At 62.7% G+C, this 24,241-nt stretch carries 20 protein-coding genes; 15 read left to right on the top strand and 5 right to left on the bottom strand.

The window, feature by feature from the left end; translation table 11 throughout:
• Nucleotides 1-21 precede the first annotated feature (21 nt).
• On the bottom strand, nt 22-447 hold the full coding sequence (gene ndk / locus VVD49_RS11050) for a nucleoside-diphosphate kinase (protein WP_327599236.1): 426 nt from the start codon (nt 445-447) through the stop codon (nt 22-24).
• Nucleotides 448-645: 198 nt separating this feature from the next.
• Here ndk and VVD49_RS11045 point away from each other — a divergent pair, with 198 nt between their 5' ends.
• From VVD49_RS11045 to VVD49_RS11035, 3 genes are all read left to right on the top strand, one after another.
• Nucleotides 646-1,020, top strand: a complete 375-nt coding sequence (locus VVD49_RS11045) for a CidA/LrgA family protein (RefSeq protein WP_327599235.1) — start codon at nt 646-648, stop codon at nt 1,018-1,020.
• Nucleotides 1,017-1,715 carry an LrgB family protein gene (locus tag VVD49_RS11040; RefSeq protein ID WP_327599234.1) on the top strand — a complete coding sequence of 233 codons (699 nt, stop codon included), beginning with the start codon at nt 1,017-1,019 and terminating at the stop codon, nt 1,713-1,715. Before VVD49_RS11045 ends, VVD49_RS11040 begins: the two co-directional genes overlap by 4 nt.
• A gap of 180 nt (nt 1,716-1,895) precedes the next feature.
• On the top strand, nt 1,896-3,245 hold the full coding sequence (locus VVD49_RS11035) for a pectate lyase family protein (protein ID WP_327599233.1): 1,350 nt from the start codon (nt 1,896-1,898) through the stop codon (nt 3,243-3,245).
• Nucleotides 3,246-3,314: 69 nt separating this feature from the next.
• On the opposite strand, the gene tilS is transcribed toward VVD49_RS11035, so the two are convergent.
• From tilS to VVD49_RS11020, 3 genes are all read right to left on the bottom strand, one after another.
• Nucleotides 3,315-4,538 carry a tRNA lysidine(34) synthetase TilS gene (gene tilS, locus VVD49_RS11030; RefSeq protein ID WP_327599232.1) on the bottom strand — a complete coding sequence of 408 codons (1,224 nt, stop codon included), beginning with the start codon at nt 4,536-4,538 and terminating at the stop codon, nt 3,315-3,317.
• A gap of 242 nt (nt 4,539-4,780) precedes the next feature.
• Nucleotides 4,781-5,746, bottom strand: coding sequence for an acetyl-CoA carboxylase carboxyltransferase subunit alpha (locus tag VVD49_RS11025; protein ID WP_327599231.1), 966 nt, complete (start codon nt 5,744-5,746; stop codon nt 4,781-4,783).
• Nucleotides 5,747-5,878: 132 nt separating this feature from the next.
• The gene (locus tag VVD49_RS11020) at nt 5,879-7,369 is read right to left on the bottom strand and encodes a hypothetical protein (protein ID WP_327599230.1); all 1,491 of its coding nucleotides are present in this window, start codon (nt 7,367-7,369) and stop codon (nt 5,879-5,881) included.
• 184 nt (nt 7,370-7,553) lie between these two features.
• Between VVD49_RS11020 and VVD49_RS11015 the strand changes: the two genes are divergently transcribed.
• From VVD49_RS11015 to VVD49_RS11000, 4 genes are all read left to right on the top strand, one after another.
• Entirely contained in the window at nt 7,554-8,348 is a 795-nt protein-coding gene (locus tag VVD49_RS11015) for a thymidylate synthase (RefSeq protein WP_327599229.1), read from the top strand.
• Complete coding sequence (locus VVD49_RS11010) at nt 8,345-8,839, top strand: dihydrofolate reductase (protein ID WP_327599228.1); 495 nt, start codon at nt 8,345-8,347, stop codon at nt 8,837-8,839. The genes VVD49_RS11015 and VVD49_RS11010 overlap by 4 nt, the downstream gene beginning before the upstream one ends.
• Nucleotides 8,840-9,047: 208 nt before the next feature.
• The gene (locus tag VVD49_RS11005; RefSeq protein ID WP_327599227.1) at nt 9,048-10,334 is read left to right on the top strand and encodes an alpha/beta hydrolase; all 1,287 of its coding nucleotides are present in this window, start codon (nt 9,048-9,050) and stop codon (nt 10,332-10,334) included.
• A gap of 212 nt (nt 10,335-10,546) precedes the next feature.
• Nucleotides 10,547-11,620, top strand: a complete 1,074-nt coding sequence (locus tag VVD49_RS11000) for an NAD-dependent epimerase/dehydratase family protein (RefSeq protein ID WP_327599226.1) — start codon at nt 10,547-10,549, stop codon at nt 11,618-11,620.
• 76 nt (nt 11,621-11,696) lie between these two features.
• On the opposite strand, the gene VVD49_RS10995 is transcribed toward VVD49_RS11000, so the two are convergent.
• Entirely contained in the window at nt 11,697-12,590 is an 894-nt protein-coding gene (locus VVD49_RS10995) for a DMT family transporter (RefSeq protein WP_327599225.1), read from the bottom strand.
• Nucleotides 12,591-12,877: 287 nt separating this feature from the next.
• Between VVD49_RS10995 and VVD49_RS10990 the strand changes: the two genes are divergently transcribed.
• From VVD49_RS10990 to VVD49_RS10955, 8 genes are all read left to right on the top strand, one after another.
• Nucleotides 12,878-13,834 (top strand): Bug family tripartite tricarboxylate transporter substrate binding protein, encoded by a 957-nt coding sequence (locus VVD49_RS10990; RefSeq protein WP_327599224.1) that lies wholly within the window; start codon nt 12,878-12,880, stop codon nt 13,832-13,834.
• A 109-nt stretch (nt 13,835-13,943) separates the two neighbouring features.
• On the top strand, nt 13,944-14,438 hold the full coding sequence (locus VVD49_RS10985) for a tripartite tricarboxylate transporter TctB family protein (RefSeq protein WP_327599223.1): 495 nt from the start codon (nt 13,944-13,946) through the stop codon (nt 14,436-14,438).
• Nucleotide 14,439: 1 nt separating this feature from the next.
• Complete coding sequence (locus VVD49_RS10980; RefSeq protein WP_327599222.1) at nt 14,440-15,939, top strand: tripartite tricarboxylate transporter permease; 1,500 nt, start codon at nt 14,440-14,442, stop codon at nt 15,937-15,939.
• 179 nt (nt 15,940-16,118) lie between these two features.
• A complete protein-coding gene (locus VVD49_RS10975) occupies nt 16,119-18,851 on the top strand; it encodes a S8 family serine peptidase (protein WP_327599221.1) in 2,733 nt (910 codons plus the stop codon).
• On the top strand, nt 18,848-19,384 hold the full coding sequence (locus tag VVD49_RS10970) for a protease complex subunit PrcB family protein (RefSeq protein ID WP_327599220.1): 537 nt from the start codon (nt 18,848-18,850) through the stop codon (nt 19,382-19,384). Before VVD49_RS10975 ends, VVD49_RS10970 begins: the two co-directional genes overlap by 4 nt.
• 49 nt (nt 19,385-19,433) lie before the next feature.
• Nucleotides 19,434-22,982 (top strand): DNA polymerase III subunit alpha, encoded by a 3,549-nt coding sequence (gene dnaE, locus VVD49_RS10965; protein ID WP_327599219.1) that lies wholly within the window; start codon nt 19,434-19,436, stop codon nt 22,980-22,982.
• 30 nt (nt 22,983-23,012) lie between these two features.
• Nucleotides 23,013-23,609 (top strand): hypothetical protein, encoded by a 597-nt coding sequence (locus VVD49_RS10960; protein ID WP_327599218.1) that lies wholly within the window; start codon nt 23,013-23,015, stop codon nt 23,607-23,609.
• A 37-nt stretch (nt 23,610-23,646) separates the two neighbouring features.
• Entirely contained in the window at nt 23,647-24,186 is a 540-nt protein-coding gene (locus tag VVD49_RS10955; RefSeq protein WP_327599217.1) for a hypothetical protein, read from the top strand.
• Nucleotides 24,187-24,241 lie beyond the last annotated feature (55 nt).

The raw sequence follows: 24,241 nt of genomic DNA, 5'->3' as shown, positions 1-24,241 counted from the left end.
GAGGCCGCACAGATGACTCTATTAACGCGAGTAAACGTTCATACCGGGGAAGAAGAACGCGATTTCCACAGCAGCGGCTTCAACAGCGTCAGAACCGTGGACAGCGTTTGCGTCGATGGATTCAGCGAAGTCAGCGCGGATCGTGCCTGGCGCAGCCTTCTTCGGGTCGGTCGCGCCCATCAGGTCGCGGTTCTTGAGCACGGCGCCTTCGCCTTCCAGAGCCTGGACCATCACCGGACCGGAAGTCATGAATGCCACCAGATCCTTGAAGAAGCCGCGTTCCTTGTGAGCCGAGTAGAACTCGCCGGCTTCGGTTGCGGACAGGTGCACCATCTTGGCGGCGACAACCTTCAGGCCTGCCTCTTCGAAGCGCTGGTAGATCTTGCCGATTACGTTCTTGGCAACAGCGTCCGGCTTGATGATGGACAGGGTGCGTTCAATAGCCATGAAAAACTCCAGTTTAAGGATGGGGGTCGAAGATAACTTTTAATTTTATCAGGACTTTGCTGCATTCCACAGCCCTTACGCGTGCGGCGAGGCTTTTGATGTCGCAGCGCACCAGCCAGCGACCAGCCGGGGTAAGCTTCGAAATCACGCAAACACCCGCCAGAGCACCCGCTCGGTCACGCCAATCTTCGCCCCATCGTGAAAACAAGCCCCCAGACAGACTTCCTGACCGGCTTCGTCGGCCTCATGGCCTATTGGCTCGCCGGTGAGCTCATCGTCAGCCTTTTGCACGTCAGCCTGCCCGGTGCAGTCGCTGGCATGCTCCTGTTACTGGTCGTCAGCATCATCCAGAAGCGCGTCGCCCCCGCCGTCGCGCAAGCCAGTCAGGGACTGCTCTCCAACCTGGCCTTGCTGTACGTCCCCGCTGGCGTTGGCATCATGACCCACGCGCATGTGCTGACCGAACACGGTCTGGGCATGCTCGCTACCGTTGTGCTGTCGACTGCCGTGACACTAGGCGTAACGGCACTGACGCTCAAATATCTGCTGTCGCGTCAGAAGGGCGAAGCATGAACGCGCTACTAGGCAATCCTGCCCTCTGGCTCACGCTCACGATCGCCACTTACCTCTTTGCGGCCTGGATTCACCAGCGCAGCGGCCACAACACGCTGACCAATCCGCTCCTGCTATCGGTGGCGATCATCGTGCCGCTGCTGCTGCTCACCGACACCAGTTACGACAGGTATATGGAGAGTGCGCGCTTCATCCACCTGCTGCTCGCCCCTGCAACCATTGCACTGGCCGTACCGCTGTTCGCCAATATTTCCCATATGCGGGCCATGCTCAAACCCTTGCTGATCGCCTTGCTGGTTGGCGGCACGGCCGGAATCGTCTCGGTGTTGTTGTTCGGCAAGCTGTTCGGCCTGCCGCACGATGTACTGGTGAGCTTTTCGCCCAAATCCGTCACGACGCCAATCGCCATGGCCCTTGCCGAAAAGCTGGGCGGCAACGCCTCGCTCGCCGCCGCAGCCGTACTGGCCACCGGAATCCTTGGGGCAGTAGGCGCGGAACACCTGTTCCGCTGGCTGAACGTACGCGACGATGCCGTCCAGGGCTTTGCAATGGGAATCGCCAGTCACGGCATCGGCACCACGCGCGCGCTCCACATTTCGCACAAGGCAGGCGCCTTTTCGGGACTCGGTATGAGTCTGAATGGCATTTTCACCTCCCTCTGTCTGCCAGCCCTGCTCGCGGCCTGGCCACTGTGATGTCGATTTTGGCAAATATGGAGATGTGACCGGAAACCATTGTGTTTTCGTATTTATTCAATACAAAACAGTCACTTGGATGGTGCCCCGCAGCTTGACATGTGGTCGCCCGGAGGCCACTTTGCGGACGGGCTTTCCGCTCGACCGGGAGGCTCCTACACCAAAACCAAGGAGACACACATGATGCACAAGCTCACGGCGGGCCTTATCGCCTGCATGCTGATGGGCGGCGCTTACGCCGCAACGGACTATCCCTCCGGTTATACGAAGTGCGCGCAGAACACCGGCGCCACCTGCAGCATGACCGGCACCCGGAACGTTGCACTCGGCAAGTCCGGCTCTTTCGTCTACGCGGTCAAGACGGGTAGCTTCGCATGCACGAGCTCAGCCTTCCCGAGCAACAGCTTCACGACATCGGCCTGGTGCTCGTACGGCACGACGACCACAGCCAGCTCCTCGTCATCCAGCACGGCAGCGAGCTCCGTCTCATCGTCGAAGTCTTCGTCCAGCTCCTCCAAGGCGTCTTCTTCCGTCGCTTCCTCCGTCGCCTCGTCGGTCAGCTCCTCCGTCTCGAGCACCACGCAAGGCAATGCAGCAGGTGTCATTGGTTTTGCCAGCCTGAACAAGGCCGGCCGTAACGGCACCAACGGGGGCGCAGGCGGCTCGACGGTTACCGTCACGACCTTTGCGCAACTTGTCGCTGCCGTGGGCGATAACACGCCGCGCATCGTGCTCGTATCCGGCACGATTTCCGGCTCCAGCCCGAAAATGGTCCGCGTGGGTTCCAACAAGACCATCCAGGGCGTCGGCTCGACCGCCACCATCAGTGGCTTCGGTCTGAACGTCAGCAACTTCCTGCCGCCGAATGAAGGCGACTCCTGCGATCTGGCCGACAAGGGCACCTTCACGCCCGCCGAGAACGTCATCATCCGCAACCTGAGCTTCAAGAACTCGTCGGACGACAGCATCAACGTCCAGTGCTACTCGCACCACGTGTGGGTCGACCACAACACGTTCTACACGTCGTATGACGGTTCGGTCGACGTCAAGCGCGGCGCCGACTGGGTAACGGTTTCCTGGAATCGCTACATCGGCACCGACAAGAGCATGCTGCTGGGTCACAGCGATGACAATGGCGCGCAAGATCGTGGTTATCTGCACGCCACTTACCATCACAACTGGTTCGACCACAGCAACACGCGTCACCCACGCGTGCGCTTCGGTCAGGCTCACGTGTTCAACAACTACGGCAATGGCATCACCGACTACTTCGTCGGTGCTGGCGTCGAGTGCGACATCACAGCCGAAGGCAACTACACGGACGCCATCAAGCGCCTGATCACCTACTGGGACGGTGTGAAGGTCACCTGGAACAGCACCAACGTCCAGGAAACGCCTCCGCATGCAGACGACGGCCTGGTGCAGAATGGTCAGGGCTTCAACCCGAAGAGCTACTACAGCTACACGCTGGATCCTGCAGCCAGCATCCCCACCATCGTCAAGAACGGTGCGGGCGTAGGCAAGATCTGAGTTTCATCGCATCAAGGAAAAGCCCGGCATTTGCCGGGCTTTTTTACTTAGGGGCGCAAGATCTTTTCGTCACGCGCTGACCCGCCACTCGATGCGCCAACCCTCTTCATCGGGCCGACAGCGCGCGCTCGTGTCAGCCCCCAAACCCCCAATCCATATCAATCTGTCATCGCACCACAGACACGGGAGCACATCGCGCTGCCAGGGCGGCACGTCTGCCTCTTGCGCCAGTTGCTTGATGCTGCGCGAGGGCCGCGAGGCATCGGGCCGGATCTGCTCGCCACCAACGCGCGGTTTGATCCACACCAGAGCATTTGCACTGATGCGCAGCGCGCCCTCCCCTACGCCGGGCGTAAAGCACAGCTCACCGCCCGCCCACGGCAAGTGCAGCTCGCCGCGCCACGCAATGGCCTGCGGAAGCGCCACCTCATGCTCCAGCCAGAAGCCCTCGCGCCAGGCACACAGGGCAGTTGAGCCCAGGACCGGCCGCGCACCGTCCTTCGCCGTCAGCAGTTGACGCAAGGCCTCCTGTAACCAGCTCGCATCCGGCGCACGCTCGCCCGCAAGCGCAAGCAGATGACGCAGGAGATTGCGCGCACGCGCCTCATCGAGATCGGCCAGGCGTTGGCGAGCGCCTGCCGTCCCCGGCGCAATGCGTAAAGCATCCTCATGTGCCAATGCCTCCAGCAAATCAGCCGCCTCGGCAAACAGCACTGCCGCGCGCGCCAGATTTGCCTCCAGCCCCTGCTGCTTCTCCGACCACAACGGCAACACTTCGCGGCGCAGGAAATTGCGCGTGAAGTGCGTGTCGCGATTGCTCTCGTCCTCGATCCACTCGAGTCGATGCGCGCTTGCATGGGTTTCCAGCCCGCTACGCGGCACATCCAGCAATGGGCGTACGATCCGGCGCGCCGGATCGCATTCACGCATTCCCGCCATGCCTTGCACGCCCGTGCCACGCATCAGGCGATGCAACAAGGTCTCAGCCTGATCGCCACGATGATGAGCCAGCACGATCCAGTCGCAATCCGTCGCCGCGAACACGGCATGCCGCGCCCGCCGCGCAGCCGCTTCCAAGCCGTCCGCACTTTGGCGCTCGACGCTGACACGGTGAATGCTGATCGGGATATTCAGTGATTGCGCAAAGCGCTCGCAATGCATCGCCCAGGCATCCGCGTTCGGACTGAGGCCGTGGTGCACATGTACCGCTGAGAGTTGAAAACGGAGACTTGGCGCGAGCTGCGCCAGCAGGTGAAGCAGGACAGAGGAATCCAGCCCACCACTCAGCGCCACGCATAGGCGCAGGCCGGACAGATCAGGGCCTAAAACTGACTCAAGACGTTTCGAGAGAGCGACATCCAACGACACAAAACCCTTTCGCCAGCGCTTTTCTGCCCTGCCCTTCACCCATGTGAATGAAGGCGTCAGCAAGCGTAGCGAGCGGGATCGAGGTTGAGACGAGGAGCGGAGCTGTACTGGAGTACAGCAAGCACCGGAATCTCACGATCGACCCGCGCAGTAGCTTGATGCCGCCTTCAGGTGGTGAGTTCTTTGAACTTGCCGTAACTCATCATGCGCTCGAAGCGCTTTTCCAGCAGCACGTCCGTGGAATGTTCGGTCAGCTGCTTGAGCGTTTCCTGCAATGCACGCTTGAGGGACTGCGCCGTTGCACGTGGATCGCGATGTGCTCCGCCAATCGGCTCGTTGATGATCTTGTCGATCAAGCCCTGAGCCTTCAGACGCGCTGCGGTGATACCCATGGTCTCGGCGGCTTCAGAGGCCTTGTCGGCGCTCTTCCACAGGATCGAAGCACAACCTTCCGGCGAGATCACCGAATAGGTCGAGAACTGCATCATCAATTGTTGATCAGCCACGGCAATAGCCAATGCACCGCCCGAACCGCCCTCGCCGATGATGGTGGAGATGATGGGCACGCGCAGCTCGGCCATGACATACAGATTGTGGCCGATGGCTTCGGACTGGCCACGCTCTTCCGCGTCAATGCCGGGATAAGCACCTGGCGTATCGACGAAGGTGAAGATCGGCATGTTGAATTTTTCGGCCAGCTTCATCATGCGCAGAGCCTTGCGGTAGCCCTCGGGGCGCGGCATGCCGAAATTGCGCAGGATCTTTTCCTTGGTGTCACGGCCCTTCTGGTGGCCGATGACCATGCAGCTCTGGCCGTTGAAGCGCGCAATGCCGCCCACGATGGCCTTGTCGTCTGCAAACGAGCGATCGCCGTGCAGCTCCTGGAAATCGGTAAACATGTGTTCGACGTAATCGAACGTGTAGGGGCGCTGCGGATGGCGCGCCACCTGGGCGATCTGCCAGGGCGTCAGCTTGGTGTAGATATCCTTGGTCAGCGCCTGACGCTTGACCTCGAGACGCGAGATTTCTTCGGAGATATCAACCGCAGACTCGTCCTGGACAAAGCGCAGCTCTTCGATCTTGGTTTCCAGATCGGCAATCGGTTGTTCGAAATCGAGGAAGGTTGTTTTCACTGGCCTGATGGGCCCCAAGTACCCGGGGCTTCGCAACAAAACGCGGATTGTAACCGATTGACCTTGCAGGCCAAAACCGGCGTCTTGTGGCAGCACGCCGGCTTCAGCCAGCGCTTGGGCCAGTGCAGGCTGTCAGCCCGCGTAGAGATACATGCGGATTTCGTGATCCGCGCCGTACTCCAGTGTAGTCAGGGGACTGAGTTTGACTGGCACAGTGCCGCACAACAGGTAGATTGCCTGGCCGGCGCGCGGCCCCGGTACGGGGACCAGAATGCGTACGGGTTGGCCGCGCTTGAGCGTATCGAGCACGATGACATCCACCTTGGCCGAACCGTCATCGACAGAAGCCGCCGCCGGCGTACCGCCCAACAGTTCGACACCGATACGACCGATCGGGCCGATGGCGCTCGAACTGCGCCACAGACGCCGCACGGCACCGACGCGCCAGCCGGAGCCTTCCGGCAAATGCATGCCCACCAGCGTGCCGACCGCCAACTCATTGCCTTCATCCAGCATCGTTTCCGCGCCAACGCCATGCAGGCTGGCGTCCTGCATCTGCCAAGTACGCGGCTCGGCGGCGTTCGGATCACCGGCCAGGCGACGCGCGAACTGCAGCAGGCCTTCAACCACCAGCATGCGGCCCGGCAAGGCGTGGCGACGATGGCGACGGACCGGAGGCTCGTTGGACCAACTGCGGATCATGTGCGACAACACACTGGCTACCTTGCCATGCGTATCGCTGGCCACCGATTCTCCGGCCGCCACCAGCGGTGCCGGCACCTCGCCGGCAACAACCAGCTCAAGCATGTCCTGCAAGGGCTGCGCGGCTACAACGCCACTGAAAAAACGCAAGGCGCCTGAATTGCCGGGCGTGCGCACCAAGCGTGCGGGCGGCTGCGCGCCGCTGACGTCGATCCAGTGCAGGCTGGCGGCATCGGGCGCTTCGGTCAGCTCCAGATAGGGCAGTACATATTGAATAAGGCGTGAAGCCAGTTCCAACCGATAGGCATCGAGCTGATCGACACCCAGGCTATGCAGCGCAAAAGCGCGCAGATACTCACGTTCGACGTTGGTCTCGGTCGCCCGGTCGGCCCGCAGGCGCATGTTGCGACGTGTAACGCCCTGCCCGGCGGCAAGCCGGTAGGCCAGATTAAGGCGCGCCCATACGGCCTCGGTGATCGGCCCATGACGGAAGGCATCCCATTTGGCGCACTGTGATCCGGCGCGGATGGCGCGCGTGCTCAACTCCGCCAGCATGGCGGCGTCCTTGTCGCCCTTGCCCGCGGCGGCCATGGTCACGAGACTCTCGCCATAGGCATCGAACACCAGCGACCAGTGCCCATGTGCGCACTTCCACAGGCTGTTGCGCGCGGGGGATCCAACGGCCACAGCCGACAGGTACAGCTCGATGCAGGCACGCGCCTGGCGATGCACGGCCTGGTCCAGCGCGAACAAGGCGCGCAGGCGCACGGTATCAGCAAGATCGGTATTGCCGAGCAGGGACTCTATCCACTGCGCAGCTTCGGACAGCGCTTGTGCCGGCTCGAGGCGGCCGAGTTCGTCAATGGCCCGCTTGAGCGCGCGCTCGTCGGGCAGCGTGTAGGGCCGGGTCATCGACAGCAAGCTAATCCCCTGAATTCTTTGAATTCGACAGAAAACATTCTAACCGGCGGCCCCGCCTTGCGAAGCACGGACTAAAGTCCGACCGAGACAAAGTGCCGTTTGGTGATCCGCGATAGAATTGCGCCTGGCTGCGCCAACCCGCGGCAAACTCCTACCCATCTTCGACGCTTCGCAACGATTCCCCATGCGCCAGTATCACGACCTCATGCGCCACGTGCTTGAACACGGGCATCGCAAGACCGACCGCACCGGCACCGGCACCCTGTCGGTCTTCGGCTGGCAAATGCGCTTCAACCTGTCGGACGGCTTCCCCGCCCTGACGACCAAGAAGCTGCATCTGCGCTCCATCATCCATGAGCTGCTGTGGTTTCTGCAAGGCGATACGAATATCCGTTACCTGAAGGAAAACGGCGTTTCCATCTGGGATGAGTGGGCAGACGAGAACGGCGACCTCGGCCCGGTATACGGCAAGCAATGGCGTCGCTGGGAAACGCCCGATGGCACAGTCATCGACCAGATTACCCAGCTTGTCGAGGGTCTGAAGAAGAACCCGGACTCGCGCCGTCACCTCGTGTCAGCCTGGAATCCGTCCGAAGTCAGCCAGATGGCCCTGCCACCCTGCCACGCCCTGTTCCAGTTCTACGTGGCCGACGGCAAGCTGTCATGCCAGCTGTACCAGCGCAGCGCGGACATCTTCCTCGGCGTGCCTTTCAATATCGCCAGCTATGCCTTGCTGACGCTGATGATCGCGCAGGTCTGCGACCTGCAGCCGGGCGACTTCGTGCATACCCTCGGCGACGCCCACCTGTACCTCAACCATCTCGATCAGGCGCGCCTGCAGCTGAGCCGAGAAGAACGTGCCCTACCCACGATGAAACTCAACCCCGCGGTGCGTGACATTTTCGCTTTCCGCTTCGAAGACTTCACGCTGGAAGGGTACGACCCGCATCCAGCCATTTCCGCACCGATCGCCGTATGAGCCGCCCGAAGATAGCCCTCGTGGCTGCCGTTGCCGAGAACGGCGTCATCGGCCGCAACAACGCCCTGCTGTGGCGCCTGCGCGACGACATGCGTCACTTCAAGTCGCTGACGCTCGACCACGCCGTGATCATGGGTCGCAAGACCTGGGAGTCATTGGGTCGCCCGCTGCCGCAGCGACGCAATATCGTCATCACGCGCAACAGCAATTACGGTGCGCCCGGCGCCGAAGTCGTGCACTCGCTGGAAGAGGCGCTGGCGCGCTGTGCGGGCGACAGCACTGCGTTCATCATTGGCGGCGCGCAGATCTATGCCGAAGCACTGCCGATTGCCGATGTGTTGTACATCACCGACGTGCGCTGTGCGCCGGAAGGCGACGCATCCTTCCCGCCGATTGACCATGGCGTGTGGCAGCAAGCGCAGCGAAAAGCACACAAGGCCAACGAGTTCAACGAACACGATTTCGACTTCGTCACGCTGACGCGCCGCTAGGCCTGTCACGCATCTCCAGCATCGTCATCAAGCATCTCCTCGCGAGCGGCCGGGCAAAACGACCGGCCGTCGCGGGATGTCCTGTCTCCACGCCGACCAATGGGTACTCCTCGCGCAAGTTGTAGCAGCGCGTCATAAGCTTTCCGCAGCTCGCCGCAGGCCGATCAACTGCCGCAGCCCATCCGGAAAACAACAACAGGAGCATCACATGAAGAGTCGAATGCGTGGAAAGCTGCGGGCGCTCAGCCTGCTCACAACCTGCCTCGTTACCAGCCTTGTCGCCAGCCAGGCGGCGCACGCAGAGCTGTGGGAGCGCGGGCGCCTGATCCTCAGCAAGACCATCACCGTCGTACCCAAGGCTGCCATCAATGCCGCACTTGCCGCGCAGGGTCCGCAAATGGCTGCGCTGGTCGGCCCGGCACAATGCGATGTGCGCATCGACGCAATCGTGTTCCAGGCCCGTGGCCCACGCAACGAACCCATCACCTCTTCAGGCGCCGTGCTCACACCGGTGGGTGACGCAAGCTGCACCGTGAATACCAGTGCGCCTGTCATCGCTTTCGATCACGGCACCGAGTTCCGCCGCAGCTTCTCGATGGCCAACCCCACAGGGGATCAGACCTCCGCCATCATCGGCTGGTATGCCGCCAAGGGGTATGTCGTCGTCGCGCCGGACTACCACGGCTATGGCGGCTCGACCCTGCCCTATCACGCCTACCTGCATGCTGCCTCCGAGGCTGACGCCACCGTCGACGCCTTGCGCGCCTCGCGCAAGGTACTGGGTAGATACGGCCTGAAGATCGGCAAGCTCTTCGTGACCGGCTATTCGCACGGCGGCCATGCATCGATGGCGACCACGCGAGCGCTCGAGACCCGCTACCGTGGCGAGTTTCCGCTCGTGGCGGCAGCTCCGATGTCCGGCCCTTACGCACTGGAAGAGACTTTCGTTTTCGGCGCCAGCAATGCCACCCTGGCCGGCACGGCAGTGGGCGCATTCGCGATGATCGGGCTCAACCGCGCCACTCACGCGATCTACGGCAGAGCGGCGGACATCTTCCAACCCGCCTATGCGCCGACCATCGAGTCGTATTTCCCCGGTCCGCTCGAAGCCTCGGAGCTGTATGCGAAGGGCGTTCTGCCTCTGGCATTGAGCGATCTGTTCAAGGCCCCCTTCCTCGAGACAGTCCGCTCGAATCCGGATAGCGCAGTCCGGCGCGTGTTGCGTGAAAACTCGTTGATCGACGGCTGGACGCCACAGGTGCCGATGGCCTTATGCGGCGGCGCGCGCGATCCACTGGTGCCGTTCTTCAACACGCTCCGCGCCCAGCAAGCCTTCAATGCTCGCGGTGCTCGCGTTGCAGTCATCGAAGCCGACCAGGCTTTCGGCTTGCCGCCGTTTGCCAGCGAAGACGACTACAAGAACTACCACGCGAGAACCATCTTCCCGCTGTGCGCCATCGCCACACGCAAGCAGTTGTTCGACGTCCTCAAGTAAGCGTTACGGGAGCCCGGCACCTGCCGGGCTCTTTCCAGGAAGCAGCCCGACTTCGCTCCGCAGCCTTGCGGGTTGATGGCTCCAGACGGCAACGGGCAATCCGTGAAGCCTCTCGTCATGGATAGGCGGCTTTTTCCGTCTCTTATCCACGGGAACCTTTCGACGCTCCCGTCATTAAATATCCCTGTCACCTGCTCTGCGCACTATTGCGCATGCGGCGGGGAAAACAGCTTGCATGCAGGGAGAAAATGATGGGCGCGGCACGGGATTCTCTGGTCAATTCGGAAGTGGGAGCACGAACCAGCTCCCGGCAACGTGTCCTGGTAACGGGATGCAACGGACAGATAGGCCAGGTGCTGGTCCCCGCACTGCGGGCGCGCTATGGCGCAGACAATGTCCTCGACAGCGATTTGCGCGGCAACGTAAGCGCCACGCTCGACGTCACTGACGTTGCAGCGCTCATGGCAATGATCCAGAAGTTCCAGCCAACGCAGATCTATCACCTCGCGGCCGTACTGTCGGCCACCGGCGAGAAAGATCCAGTTCGCGCCTGGCAGGTCAACCTGAACGGCTACTTCAACATCCTCGAAGCGGCCGTCGCCTGCGGCGTGAAGCAGGTGTTCTTCCCCAGCACCATCGCCGTGTATGGCCCTGACGCACCGCGCGAAGCCACGCCCGACAGCGCACCGACGCGGCCAACGACCATCTACGGCATCGCCAAGGCCGCCGGCGAGAACCTCGCAGCCTGGTATCGCAAGAAACATGATCTGGATGTGCGCGTGCTGCGCTACCCGGGCATCATCGGTTGGGAAAGTGCCCCAGGCGGAGGCACCACTGACTATGCCGTCGAGATATTCCATGCTGCCGTGCGTGGCGAAGCATTCAAGTGCCCGCTGGGCCCTGATCGTGCATTGCCAATGTTGGCCATGCAGGACGCCATTCGCGGCACGATCGAATTCATGGAGGCGGCGCCGGAAACCATCCTGCAAGCCAGCGGCTACAACCTTGGCGGCTTTTCCGCTGCGCCAGCAGACTTCGCGGGTGAGATCCTGCGCGCCAATCCTGACTTCAGGATCGAATACGCGCCGGATCATCGCGACGCCATTGCAGCCTCCTGGCCAGAGGGCCTGGATGACACGAGCGCGCGTCGCGACTGGGGCTGGCAGCCACAGTACGATCTCGCCACATTGTCGGCCGCCATGCTGGGGCACATCTCCGCCTCAGTGGCTGCCTCTGCTGCGGATGCCGCCTTCCCGGGTCTGAGCAAGGCAGCCAACGCCGCCTGAGCTCATCCGCTACAAACCAGAAGGGCCGCATTCCTGCGGCCCTTTTTTGTTTGTATGTACTGCGCCGATCCGGCAGCTACTTGCTGGCCCGACGTGCCAACACGATGCCTGCCAGCACCAGCCCGCAACCCAGCAAGCGGATCGGCGTAAGGGTTTCGTTGAAAATGATCACAGCGAGGCCCGCTGCGGTCACGGGCTGCACCAGGAGCACAACCGAAGCCAGATTGGCACGTACGTGCCCGACCGCCCAGGTAATGAGCCCCTGCCCGAGCACCTGGCACACCAGCGCAATGCCGATGACGGCACCCCAACCTTGCCATGACTGCGGAATGACCTTCTCGCCCATCAGCCAGATGACGGGCGCCAGCACCAGTGGCGTGACAATGGCAGTGCCGGCCAGGATATGCGCCGTGTGATAGAACTTTCGGCAGTGCTTTACCGCCAGCTGGTAGCCCGCATAGAACACTGCCGCCGCCAGCGCGATCATGTCGCCCAGCAAGTCGCGATGGGATACGTCGAAACTGGCGCGCACGAGTAAGGCGGCGCCCACGATGGCGGCGATGAGCGCCATCACGAAGCCTCCACCGAATGCCTCCGCCAACAATAGCCATGCACCGATAGTGACGAAGATCGGCGCGAGATTGAGGATGAAGGTGGAATTGGCCACCGAGGTGTACTGGATGGCGATGTGCCACAGCGCCAGATCAATCGCCAGCAGCACGCCTGAGAGGATCAACCAGCGCAGCCCATTGGCGTTGCGCTTTTCGCGCGGCGGATTGCCGACCCGCGACCACCACACCAGCGCAAAAGGAATCGACAAGCCCAGGCGCCAGGCGACGACGGACACCGGGCCGACGTCGGCCAGGCGTACGAAAATCGGCGCGAAAGCGATGCTCATGGCCCCGGCAATCAAGAGGATCAACGCGAGTGCGAGCTGGCGGGGCGTGGACTGACTGGAAGACGGAGGCATGATGCCGGCATTGTAACAGTGCCGGCAGGCGCAATAAGGCTTGCAGGCAAAAGAGACGGTCGCCGAACAAATACGATCGAACCGACACTGCCGGAGAGCTTGAAGCCGGCGGAAATGCCACTACGCTGAAAGCATCCGTACCACAAAGCCCCTGGCGACGGAAGAGTGAACCCCCGTATTCCCATGCCGGATGTTTGGCGCTCGAATAGGGGCCGTTTGCCGTCATGGGCCGACACCTCGCCCACACGCGAGGCTTACAAAGGGACGTCCCTCCAAAGGAGCAAGAAATGCCAATCACCTCACTATCGCGTGGCCTCATGGCTGCCCTGACGTGCGTTGCACTGAGCGCGCAGGCGCAGGTAGACAGCGTCAAGATCATGGCGCCAGCCAATCCGGGGGGCGGCTTCGACACGGTGGCTCGTGTGCTCGCCGACGCGCTACGCGCCTCGGGCCAGGCCAAGTCAGTCTCGGTCGAGAACAAGGCCGGCGCAGGTGGCGCCATCGGCCTGGCGCAGTTCATCAACACGGAAAAGGGCAATCCGACCTCGCTGATCGTAGCGGGTGCGGTCACCGCGGCCTCGATCGAAGCCAACAAGTCGCCCGTCAATCTGTCGATGGTCACGCCGATCGCGCGCCTCATGGGTGAGTACAACGTGCTCGTTGTTCCCCCCTCCTCGCCCATCAAGAACATGAAGGACCTGGCCGCTGCGCTCAAGGCCAACCCCGGTGCCGTGGCCATCGGTGGCGGTTCAGCCGGCAGCGTTGACCACGTGATGGTGGCGCTGATCGGCGAGACCGTCGGCGTGCATTCGGACAAGGTCAACTACGTGGCATTCGCCGGTGGCGGTGAAGGCAAGGCAGCCATTCTTGGCGGGCAACTCGCAGCCTATGTCAGCGGCTACGGCGAGCTGGTCGACCTGATCAAGGCAGGCAAACTGCGCGCGATCGGCCTGTCGGCAGACACGCGCCAGAAGGACATCGACGTGCCCACCATGAAGGAACAGGGCGTCGATGTGGTGATGTACAACTGGCGTGGCGTGTTCGCACCGGCAGGCATCACCGAGCCACAGAAAAAGCAGTTGGTCGGCATGGTCGAGGCAGCCATGAAGGATGCGTCCTGGAAGTCCAAGTCGGAAAAGCTGGAATGGCTGGAGTTGTATCAGCCAGCCGACGCCTTCAAGGCCTTCGTGGACAGCGAATCCAAACGCCTCAAGGACGTGATCGGCAAGCTCAAGCTGAATTGAGCCTGCCGGGGCCATGCCCCGGCAGAAATGCGATCCGGATGACCTCTCACGCTCGTCGGCATGAGAGGTCATCACCCAGCTTGGAACAATATTTCGGGGAGACATTGCCATGACCCATTGGCCAGGCCGACATCAGGCCTACCTCGCCATAGGCGTGATCATTCTCGGCCTCATCATGGCCTTCCAGATCACCAATATGTCGGCTGGTGCGGGCTATGCCCGCGTCGGTCCGCAATTCTTCCCGTCGCTGATCGCGGCGGGCCTGATCATTTCCGGCGGCGCCTTGCTGCTCAAATCGACACGCTCGCTCGGCCACGCCGACCCCGCCGACAAGCAGGGGGATGAAGATGTACCAGCCGTGCCCGAAGCGGAGTGGCGCGGCTTCGTACTCGTCTCAGGCACCTTGATCGCGCACATGGCGCTGATCGGACTGATCGGTTTCACCCTTGCGGCGTGGTTGCTGTGCTACGGCGTATGTCGCGCGCTCGACACCCCGCATCGCGTACGCGACCTGTTCCTGTCGCTGGGTCTGGCACTCGCGCTTTTCCACTTGTTCCGTCTTCTGGGTGTTGCCCTGCCCGCCATGATTCCGGGAGTGTTCTGAGATGGAAGCCTTGAACTCCCTTTTCAGCGTCGGCTTCGCAACCGCCCTCACCATGAGCAATCTACTATGGGCATTGATAGGCTGCACGCTCGGTACGGCTATCGGTGTCTTGCCAGGCATCGGCCCGGCAGCCACAGTGGCGCTGCTTTTGCCCATCACCTCGCGCATCGACCCGACCGGTGCCCTGATCATGCTGGCCGGCGTCTACTACGGTGCCATGTTCGGCGGCTCGACGACCTCCATCCTGCTCAACACGCCAGGCGAAGCTGGCAGCATCGTCAGCGCGCTCGAGGGTAACAAGATGGCACGCGCTGGTCGCGGCGGCCCGGCCCTGTCGACGGCGGCCATCGGCTCCTTCCTCGCGGGCACTATTGCCACTGTATTGCTCACCCTGCTGGCCCCCATCGTGGCCGATCTGGCACTCAAGCTCGGCCCTGCCGAGAACTTCGCCATCATGGTGTTGGCCTTCGTGGCCGTGTCTGCCGTGGTGGGCGATATTCCACAGAAGGGATTCGTCAGCCTCTTCGTCGGCCTTGCCATTGGCATGATCGGCATCGAAGAGCAGTCCGGCCAGGCGCGCTTTACGCTGGGCGTGCTCGAACTCACCGACGGCATCGACATCGTGGTGATCGCGATGGGCCTGTTCGCCGTCGGCGAAACGCTCTACACCGCGACCTACGAGAACAGGCTGCAGGCCCGTGTGGAAGGGATAGGAAAATCCATCTGGATGACGAAGAGCGACTGGCGGCGCTCATGGAAGCCCTGGCTGCGTGGCACGCTGATCGGCTTCCCCTTCGGCACGATCCCGGCCGGCGGCACCGAGATGCCCACCTTCCTCTCCTACTCCGCCGAGAAGAAACTCGCCGAGCATCCGGAAGAGTTCGGCAAGGGCGCCATCGAAGGCGTCGCCGGGCCGGAAGCTGCCAATAACGCGGCCGTCACCGGCACGCTGGTGCCGCTGCTGACGCTGGGCATCCCGACTTCTGCCACCGCGGCGATCATGCTGTCGGCATTCCAGCAATACAACATCACGCCAGGCCCCTTGCTGTTCGACACCAATCCTGACCTGGTGTGGGGCCTGATTGCCAGCTTGTACATCGGCAATGTCATGCTGCTGATCCTCAACCTGCCGCTGGTAGGTATCTGGATCCAGTTGCTGCGCATTCCGCGGCCGCTTCTGTATGGCGGTATCGTCGTGCTCGCCACCATGGGCGCGTATGCGCTGCGCCAGTCCTGGTTCGACCTGATGCTGCTCTACATCGTCGGCCTGATGGGCTTTGCGATGAAGCGCTTCGACATTCCCATCGTGCCGCTAATCGTCGGGCTGATCCTCGGGCCGATGGCCGAGAAGCACTTCCGCCGCGCCATGACCATCAGCCAGGGCGACGCCACCGTCTTCCTGACACGGCCGGTTTCCCTCGCCATCCTGTCTTTGGCTGTCCTTTTGCTGGTCGGCCCGCCGCTGCTGCGCAGTTGGCGCAAGATGCGGCGACCGGCTTAGAGGCGGAAAGAGAACGGGGCAGCGCTCCGCACAACAGCCCGGGCACTATTCGGCATATCCGGGAAGGCCGCGGTTGCCGCCGCCCGGGCAGCCTGTCAGCATACGTCGCTCATCAAAGCGACAGGCTGCGGTGCAACACGCACCGCAGCCTTTCCAGAATCGCTGCAGGAAGCCCACACGTGTCATACATCGCTACGTCAATCCGCTCGCTGCGCCGGCACGCCAGACTCGCCTGCCTTCTCACTGGCCTTGTTTTCCTGCTCAGCGCGTGTGGCGGTGGGGGTGGTGGCGGTAGCAATACGCCTTCAAGTCCAGCCGCAACGCCCGCGCCGGCCACGGCGACTTACACACTCAGCGGCACGATCACCCTGCCCGACACAGCCGCCGTCGACGGCGACACGAATGACGAGGGCCAGAACGGCCGTAGCAGCAACAACAGTCTGGGTACCTCCCAGAGCATTTCCACGCCGGTGCAACTGGTCGGCACGGTGAATGTCGCCAATTCCGGCCCGGTCGGCGCCACCTATGCCGCGGGCGATGTGAATGACTATTTCAAGACGCCGCTGACGCAGGGCCAGGTCATCGAGATGTCGTTTGTCGGCGGCAGCGCCACGAACGATGTCGACCTTTACCTCATCGACGACGGTAGTGGCTCTCTGGTCGGCAGCTCGACTTCATCGGCAACATCGAAGTGCATCCAGGTCGGCCGCACCGGCACGTACTACATCCGCGTGCAGGCCTCTGCCGGCTCCGCGCTGTACACACTGCGCATCGGCGCCCCCGGCGAAGCAACCTGCGCAATCACGTCGACCAGCACCGAAGCGATCATTGCGGACGAGCTCGTGGCCAAGCTGTCCGCGCGGGGTTCGGTTGCCGCACAAACCGAGGTCATGCAGACGACGGGCTTGCAAACGATCGAAGGCGGCGGCCGCGAGCGCGCCCATCTGCTGCGCCTGTCATCGGACGACAGCCAGCGCGCCAAAGGTCTCGCCCGTCTCGAGCGCTGGGGCAAACCCGGCGCAAAAGCTCGCGACACATCGCAGAGTGCAACGCAGGCGTTCCCCGGCCGCTTCCGCCGCGCCCAACGCGCGATGGAAACGCTCGAATATGCCAAACGCCTGATGGCGACCGGCCTCTACGATTATGTCGAGCCCAATTTCCAGGTGCAGTTGCTATCGACGACCTCAGCGCCCTACACACCGACAGAGCCGCTGTACATCGCACAGCGCTGGAGCTACCAGCAGATCAACCAGCCTTCGGCCATGGACCGCATCCTGAGCCTGTCGCTACCGGGATCGACGCAACGCCCCATCGTTGCCGTGATCGACTCCGGCATCATCGACGACCACCCCGACCTGCAGACGCAGATCTATAACGGCCGCAGCCTCGTCAGCGTCAACATGACGGGCGACGGCGACAGTTCCAGCCCGAACGATCCGAGCACCAGCTCCGACACGCCCGACTGGCACGGCACCCACGTCGCCGGCACGATTGCAGCGCTCGACAATAACGGCAAGTTCGGCGCGGGCGTTGCACCGCAGGCGCTGCTGATGCCCTTGCGTGTCTTCGCGCCCGGCAGGAACGCCTCCTCCTTCGACATCGTGCAGGCCATCCGCTATGCAGCAGGACTGTCGAATCGTTCGGGCACCGTGCCGCCGCGCAAGGCGGATGTCATCAACATGAGCATCGGTGCGGCAGGCGCTTGCGCGGCACAGTTCTCCACGGAGATCGCCAACGCCCGCGCGCAGAACGTCGTCATCGTTGCCGCAGCAGGCAATCATGAACGCGGCAGCGCGGCCGACGTCAGCAGCCCGGCCAATTGCGCGGGGGTGATCGCCGTCGGCGCACTCGACGCGCGTCAGCAACAGACCTACTACTCGAACAGCGGTGTCACGCTGCGCGTGATGGCACCCGGTGGCGACGCATACCAGTCGACCACCGGCACTGGCTACGTCGATGCGATCTACAGCACCATCGGCAGCTTCAACGCCTCCATCACGCGGGTTCCAAGCTTCGGCCCCTTGAGTGGCACCTCTATGGCGTCACCACATGTGGCGGGCGTCATCGCACTGATGCGCTACGTCGACGCCAACCTCACCCCAGCTGACATCGACACGCTGATCGCCAACGGGCAGATCACGGACGATCTCGGCGCAACCGGCCGTGATGACGCAACCGGCTACGGCCTCATCAACGCACGCAAGGCGGTGGACCAGGCCGCCGCCCTCGTCAGTGGTGGCGGCTCGCCATCGGGCATCGTGGTGGCTTCGCCCGCCTCGATCAGCTTCGGCAGTCTTGCCAGCAGCGCCACGCTGGAGCTGAAACTCACCGCGGCCAGCAGCGAAGTCGTCACCAGCATCACCAGCAGTTCGCCCGCGGTCAGCGTTGCGGCCAGCAGCGTCAATGCCACGACCAAGCTGGGCACCTATACGGTCACCGCCGACCGCACCACCTTGCCGCTCGGCAGCAGCTATCCGTACCTGACGGTGACGACCAACCAGCGCAGCTTCAAGGTGCAGCTGACCATCATCAAGGTCGCACCGGGCACCAGCCCGACCACCAACTACGGGCGCATGATCGTGGCCATTTCCAACGCCAACACCGGCGTGCGTCTGGGCATCACAAACGTCTATGCGGCGAACGGGAAGTATGCATGGAGCATCAGCGGCATCCCGGCCAGCGACATCCGCGTCATCGCCGGCACGAACCTCAACTACAACGGCTACTTCTGCGACCTCGGCGAAGTCTGCGCGATCTACCCCGACGCGGCCTTCAGCATCAAGGTAAATGCCGACACCAGCGGGCTGGATTTTGCGGTGGCGCCGACCGGCATCACCGCCTCCTTCTCGCTCCCCGACCCGGATGCCGTCGCCACGGCGCCGAAAACGGGCGGGCTGCCTGATACACCATGATGCGCAACGCTGGCCGCCTAGCAGTTGTACTCGGACTGGCGTTGCTGGCGACCGTCGCCAACGCCAATGCCTTTGCGCCTGCGCCGACCTGGCCGATCCTGAAGACAGTCAGTCAGGTGCGCTGCTCCTGGCTGACGCGAGAACCGGCTGCGCGGATCTTCGCCAACGAAAGTGAATGGCAAGGCGCACTCGCCGGGCAGTCGAACCCGTTTGCGGCCCCGCCAGACTGGAAGCGCCAGCGCGTGATCGCCCTGACGCTGGGTGCCCGCCCGACGCCCGGCTACAGCATCGAGCTGGACAGCGACGCGTTCGCACTTAAGAAGGACACCCTTTCGCTGGACTTCCACGAGCGCGTCCCTGCACCCGGCGAGATGCTGCAGCAAGTGATGACCCAGCCCTGCGTTTTCATCCTCGTCGAGCAGGGCAACTGGCGCGAGGTCGTCTTGCGAAACACGCAGAGCGGCGCCGAGCTTCGCGCGACGCCGGCAACGCCGTTTGTCAAGACAAATCACCGCACCAGCCGCAGATTTTGACCACGCCGATCAGCCCTTTCAGGGCGTAGAGGGCAGGTAGAATGGCGGGATGGATTCCGCCGCACCCAAGCCCTCCCTGCCCGACCCCGCAACACCCTCGCAGCCCGCGTTCGTACACCTTCGCCTGCACACCGAATTCTCGATTGAAGACGGTATTACGCGCGTCGACGACGCTATCGCCGCGGCGGCAAAGGACGGCATGCCGGCCCTCGGCATTTCCGACCTCGCCAACCTTTTCGGCATGGTCAAGCACTACAAGGGCTGCCGTAGCGCGGGCATCAAACCGGTCATCGGCGTCGATATCTGGCTCACCAACGAGGCCGAGCGCGACAAGCCCTATCGCGCCCTGTTGCTGGTCCAGCATCGTGAAGGCTATCGCCAGCTGTGCGAGCTGCTGACGCGCGGTTTTCTGGAGAACAAGCATCGTGGCCGCGCCGAGTTGCGCAAGGAGTGGCTCACGCCCGAATCCGCCGCGGGCCTGATCTGTCTGTCGGGCGCCATGCAGGGCGATATCGCCGCAGCGTTTGCATCCGGCAATCTCAAGGCTGCCGAAGCACTGGCACACGACTGGGCCGAGCGCTTCCCCGATCGCTTCTACATCGAGCTGCAACGCGCCGGCCACAACGGCAACGAGCGCTACATCAACGATGCGATCCAGCTCGCCGGTCAGCTCGGTTTGCCAGTGGTGGCCACGCACCCGATCCAGTTCATCAATCGCGAAGACTTCAAGGCGCACGAAGCCCGCGTGTGCATCGCGCAAGGTCACGTGCTGGCCGATACGCGCCGTCCGAAGAATTTCACTGAAGAGCAGTATTTCAAGACGCAGGCGGAGATGGTCGAGCTGTTTGCCGATATTCCCGAAGCACTCGAGAACGCAGTCGAGATCGCCAGACGTTGTTCGCTGACGGTCGTGCTGGGCAAGAACTACCTGCCGCAATTCCCGACGCCGGAAGGCATGACGCTGGACGACTTCCTCGTCTTCGAAGCGAAGCGTGGCCTGGAAGATCGCCTCGTCGAACTCTACGCGACACCGGAAGAGCGCGACCGCGAACGACCGCGTTACGAGGAACGCCTGAAGTTCGAGACGGACACCATTATCCAGATGGGATTTCCGGGCTACTTCCTCATCGTTGCGGACTTCATACAGTGGGGCAAGAACAATGGCGTGCCGATCGGTCCGGGTCGTGGCTCGGGAGCCGGTTCGCTGGTCGCCTATTCGCTGAAGATCACCGACCTCGACCCGACCGCATACGCCCTGCTCTTCGAGCGTTTCCTGAATCCCGAACGCGTCTCGATGCCCGACTTCGACATCGACTTCTGCCAAGAAAAGCGCTACATGGTCATCGACTACGTGCGCAACCGTTACGGCCACGACGCTGTGTCGCAGATCGCCACCTTCGGCACGATGGCGTCGAAGGCCGTGGTGCGCGACGTCGGCCGCGTGCTCGACTTGCCTTACGGCATGTGCGATCGCCTGTCGAAACTGATCCCGGTCGTGCAGAACAAGCCGCTCGGTCTCGAAGATGCACGCGGACAGGAACCGGGCATCAACGAGATGATGAACGACGAGGGCGACGGCGAATCCGTCACCGAGTTGTGGGAGCTGGCGCTGCCGCTCGAAGGCATGACGCGCGGCGTCGGCATGCACGCCGGGGGAGTGTTGATCGCGCCGGGCAAGATCACCGACTTCTGCCCGCTGTACCTCGCCGACGGCTCCGAAGCTTCGACCGTTTCGCAGTTCGACAAGGACGACGTCGAGGCCATCGGCTTGGTGAAGTTCGACTTTCTGGGCCTGCGGAATCTGACGATTATCGAGCTGGCCCTCGAGTACGTGAAACGCCTCACCGGCAAGCGCCCCGACCTGATGTCGCTGGGCTTCGGCGACCCGGCCGCGTACCAGATCCTGAAAGACGCCAACACCACCGCGATCTTCCAGGTTGAATCGGACGGCATGAAAAAGCTTCTCAAGAAGCTCGGTCCCGACCGTTTCGAAGACATCATCGCTGTGCTGGCACTCTACCGGCCGGGCCCACTGGGTTCCGGGATGGTGGACGACTTCATCCTGCGCAAGCAGGGCAAGCAGGCCATCGACTATTTCCACCCCGACCTGACCGCATGTCTCGAGCCAACCTATGGCGTGATCGTGTATCAGGAACAGGTGATGCAGATCTCGCAGATCATCGGCGGCTACACGCTCGGTGGCGCAGACATGCTGCGCCGGGCGATGGGCAAGAAGAAGGCCGACGAAATGGCCAAGCACCGCGCGACCATCGCCGAAGGTGCGGCCAAGCAGGGTTACGACCCTGCACTCGCCGAGCAACTATTCGATCTCATGACCAAATTTGCGGAGTACGGCTTCAACAAGTCGCACACCGCCGCGTATGCCGTTGTCACGTATCACACCGCCTGGCTGAAGGCGCATCACTGCTCGGCCTTCATGGCTGCAACCCTGTCGTCCGATATGGACAACACGGACACGGTGAAGATCTTCTTCGAGGACACGATCGCCAACAAGATCGTGGTCCTGCCGCCGGACGTGAATCACTCCAACTACCGCTTCGAGCCGACCGACCCGAAAACCATCCGTTACGGTCTGGGTGGCGTGAAGGGCGTGGGCGAGCCGGCCGTGAAATCCATCGTCGCAGCGCGCGAGGCCGGCGGGCCGTTCAAGGACATCTTCGATTTCTGCCTGCGTGTCGACCGCCGCGCAGTGAATCGCCGTGCAGTGGAAGCCTTGATCCGCTCCGGCGGCATGGACAGCATTGCGCCGCTCACGCCGGACAAGAAACCGCATCGCGCCAAGCTGCTCGCTACGGTTCCAGTCGCCATGGAAGCCGCCGACCAGGCTGCCGCCAGCGCCGGTCAGGGTGGCTTGTTCGATGCGCCCGGCGAAGTCAGCGCCATCGCACCGGAATACATCGAGGCGCGCCCCTGGGCCGAACGCCAGCAACTGACGGAAGAAAAGACCGCCATCGGCTTCTTCCTCTCCGGCCATCCTTTCAACACCTTTCGCGACGAAGTGCGCCGTTTCGTGCGCACGCCGCTGGCGCGCGTCGAAGCCAAGCGCGAGCCGCAGATGCTGGTCGGCGTCGTCTCCGGCATGCGTATCAAGATCGGTAATCGCGGCAAGATGTGCTTTGTCACGCTGGACGATGGCAGCGCACAGATCGACGTGACGGTCTATTCCGAAACGCTGGAGGCCAACAAGGGCAAGATCCAGCCGGACGAAATCCTCATCGTCGAGGCCAAGGTCAGCAATGATGATTTCAGTGGCGGTTTCCGCGTCATCGGCGACAAGCTCATGACCCTGTCCGAGGCGCGCGGCCGGTATGCGCGCGGACTGGCGGTCCGGATCAACGGAGAAGTGGCAGCCAGCGGCGGCCCGCGCGCAGCGGCCGACCGCCTGCAGAACCTTTTATCAGCTTATAGGGTAGGTCCCAGCGACGGCGCCTCGCCAGTTCGACTAAAATACCGGAACGGGCAGGCGGAAGCGGAATTACCGTTCGGTGATGGCTGGTGTGTGCGGATCGATGACAAGCTCATCGAATCGTTGCGCGACTGGTTGTCTCCGGAGAGTGTCGAAGTCATATACAGCTAGCCGGACTCTCAGAAACCGGGGTGCGAGACAATGTTGAACTCATCGCATGCGTTCAGTTTGATTGCCGTGGGGCTTCTGCTCACGAGTCTGGCCGTCCCCGCCGCGGCCGAAACAGCGGGTCTGCGCCTGTCACCGCGTAGCAGCGTAGACGGCCTTGATGGCCCCCCCCCCGCCAGCCTGCGTTTCAACGCCTCCACGTACGACAACAATTTTCTGGACAGCACGGCGCCTGCCGCACCACTGCTGCTGAGCCTGCCGCAGAGCACGTCCAATGTCCGCAGCAACGCCTTGTGGGCCGATTGGTTTCCATTCAGCAGTGGCCTGCGCACCTCGGCCGGCCTGCTCTGGGGTGACAACCACCGCAGCGGCAATGTCTTCGACACCGACAGCTCCACGCGCTCTCAAGCATTCCTCGGCTTTGGCTGGACCAGCACGGCCAGCAGCTCCAGCCGAGGCAGCAGCTGGCGTCTCGATGCCGATGTCGGCCTGTCACTTGCCTCTCCACGTGACTGCCTCACACCGGGCGGTCAGTGCACCACCTCCGGCCTGGGTCTGAAGCCGAGCTCCGGCAGCGACGGTATGCGCTGGAATCCTTACATCAGCATCGGTGCGAGCTTCCAGTACTGAGGCCGATCAGGCCAGCCAGGCAATGAGGCGGTTACGCTTGATTCTGGTCGCGCTCTTCGCAGGGGTAGCGCTTTCCGGGCCGGCGCTTGCAGATCCCGGCCCCAAGAGCCAGACGAAGCAGGCCCGTGCGGCCAAGCCCTCAAGCACAGCGGCCAAGAAACGCCCGGTACCCGCGCGCATCCAGCCCAGCATACTTCGCTACACCGATCTGGCCAGCCTGCCGCGCCAAGCGCGCCGCGAATTCCATGGAGCGCCAGATCCGACGCCCGACAACGCTGACGAGCCGGAAGTGCGTTGCGCCAATCCGGACGTCGGCGGCAGCGGCGTGCCACCTTGCCTTGGGCTGTTCCGCAACTCAGAACCCCGCAAGCCCGTTTCCTTCAGTTTCGAGCTGGCGCTAAAGAGCCTTGCCGCACCGAAGGACATCTTCGTCGGTCAATGCCCGATGGGCAGCAATAGTCTCAGCTGCAATAACGCTGTCGCCGAAGCCAGAGCCGAGCAGGAGCGTCTGGCCAACACGCTCGACAGACAAAGGCGCTCGCCCGTTGGCACATTCGGTATTGCTGTGGACTTCTGAGGCCCTCCCTGCGGGGCTGTCCTGCCTGCAATGCTAGAATCGGCGCCAAAATCAA

The organism is Uliginosibacterium silvisoli, from assembly GCF_036017035.1.
In the GTDB taxonomy this organism is placed as follows: domain Bacteria; phylum Pseudomonadota; class Gammaproteobacteria; order Burkholderiales; family Rhodocyclaceae; genus Viridibacterium; species Viridibacterium silvisoli.
This window is presented reverse-complemented; position numbering and strand designations above follow the sequence as displayed.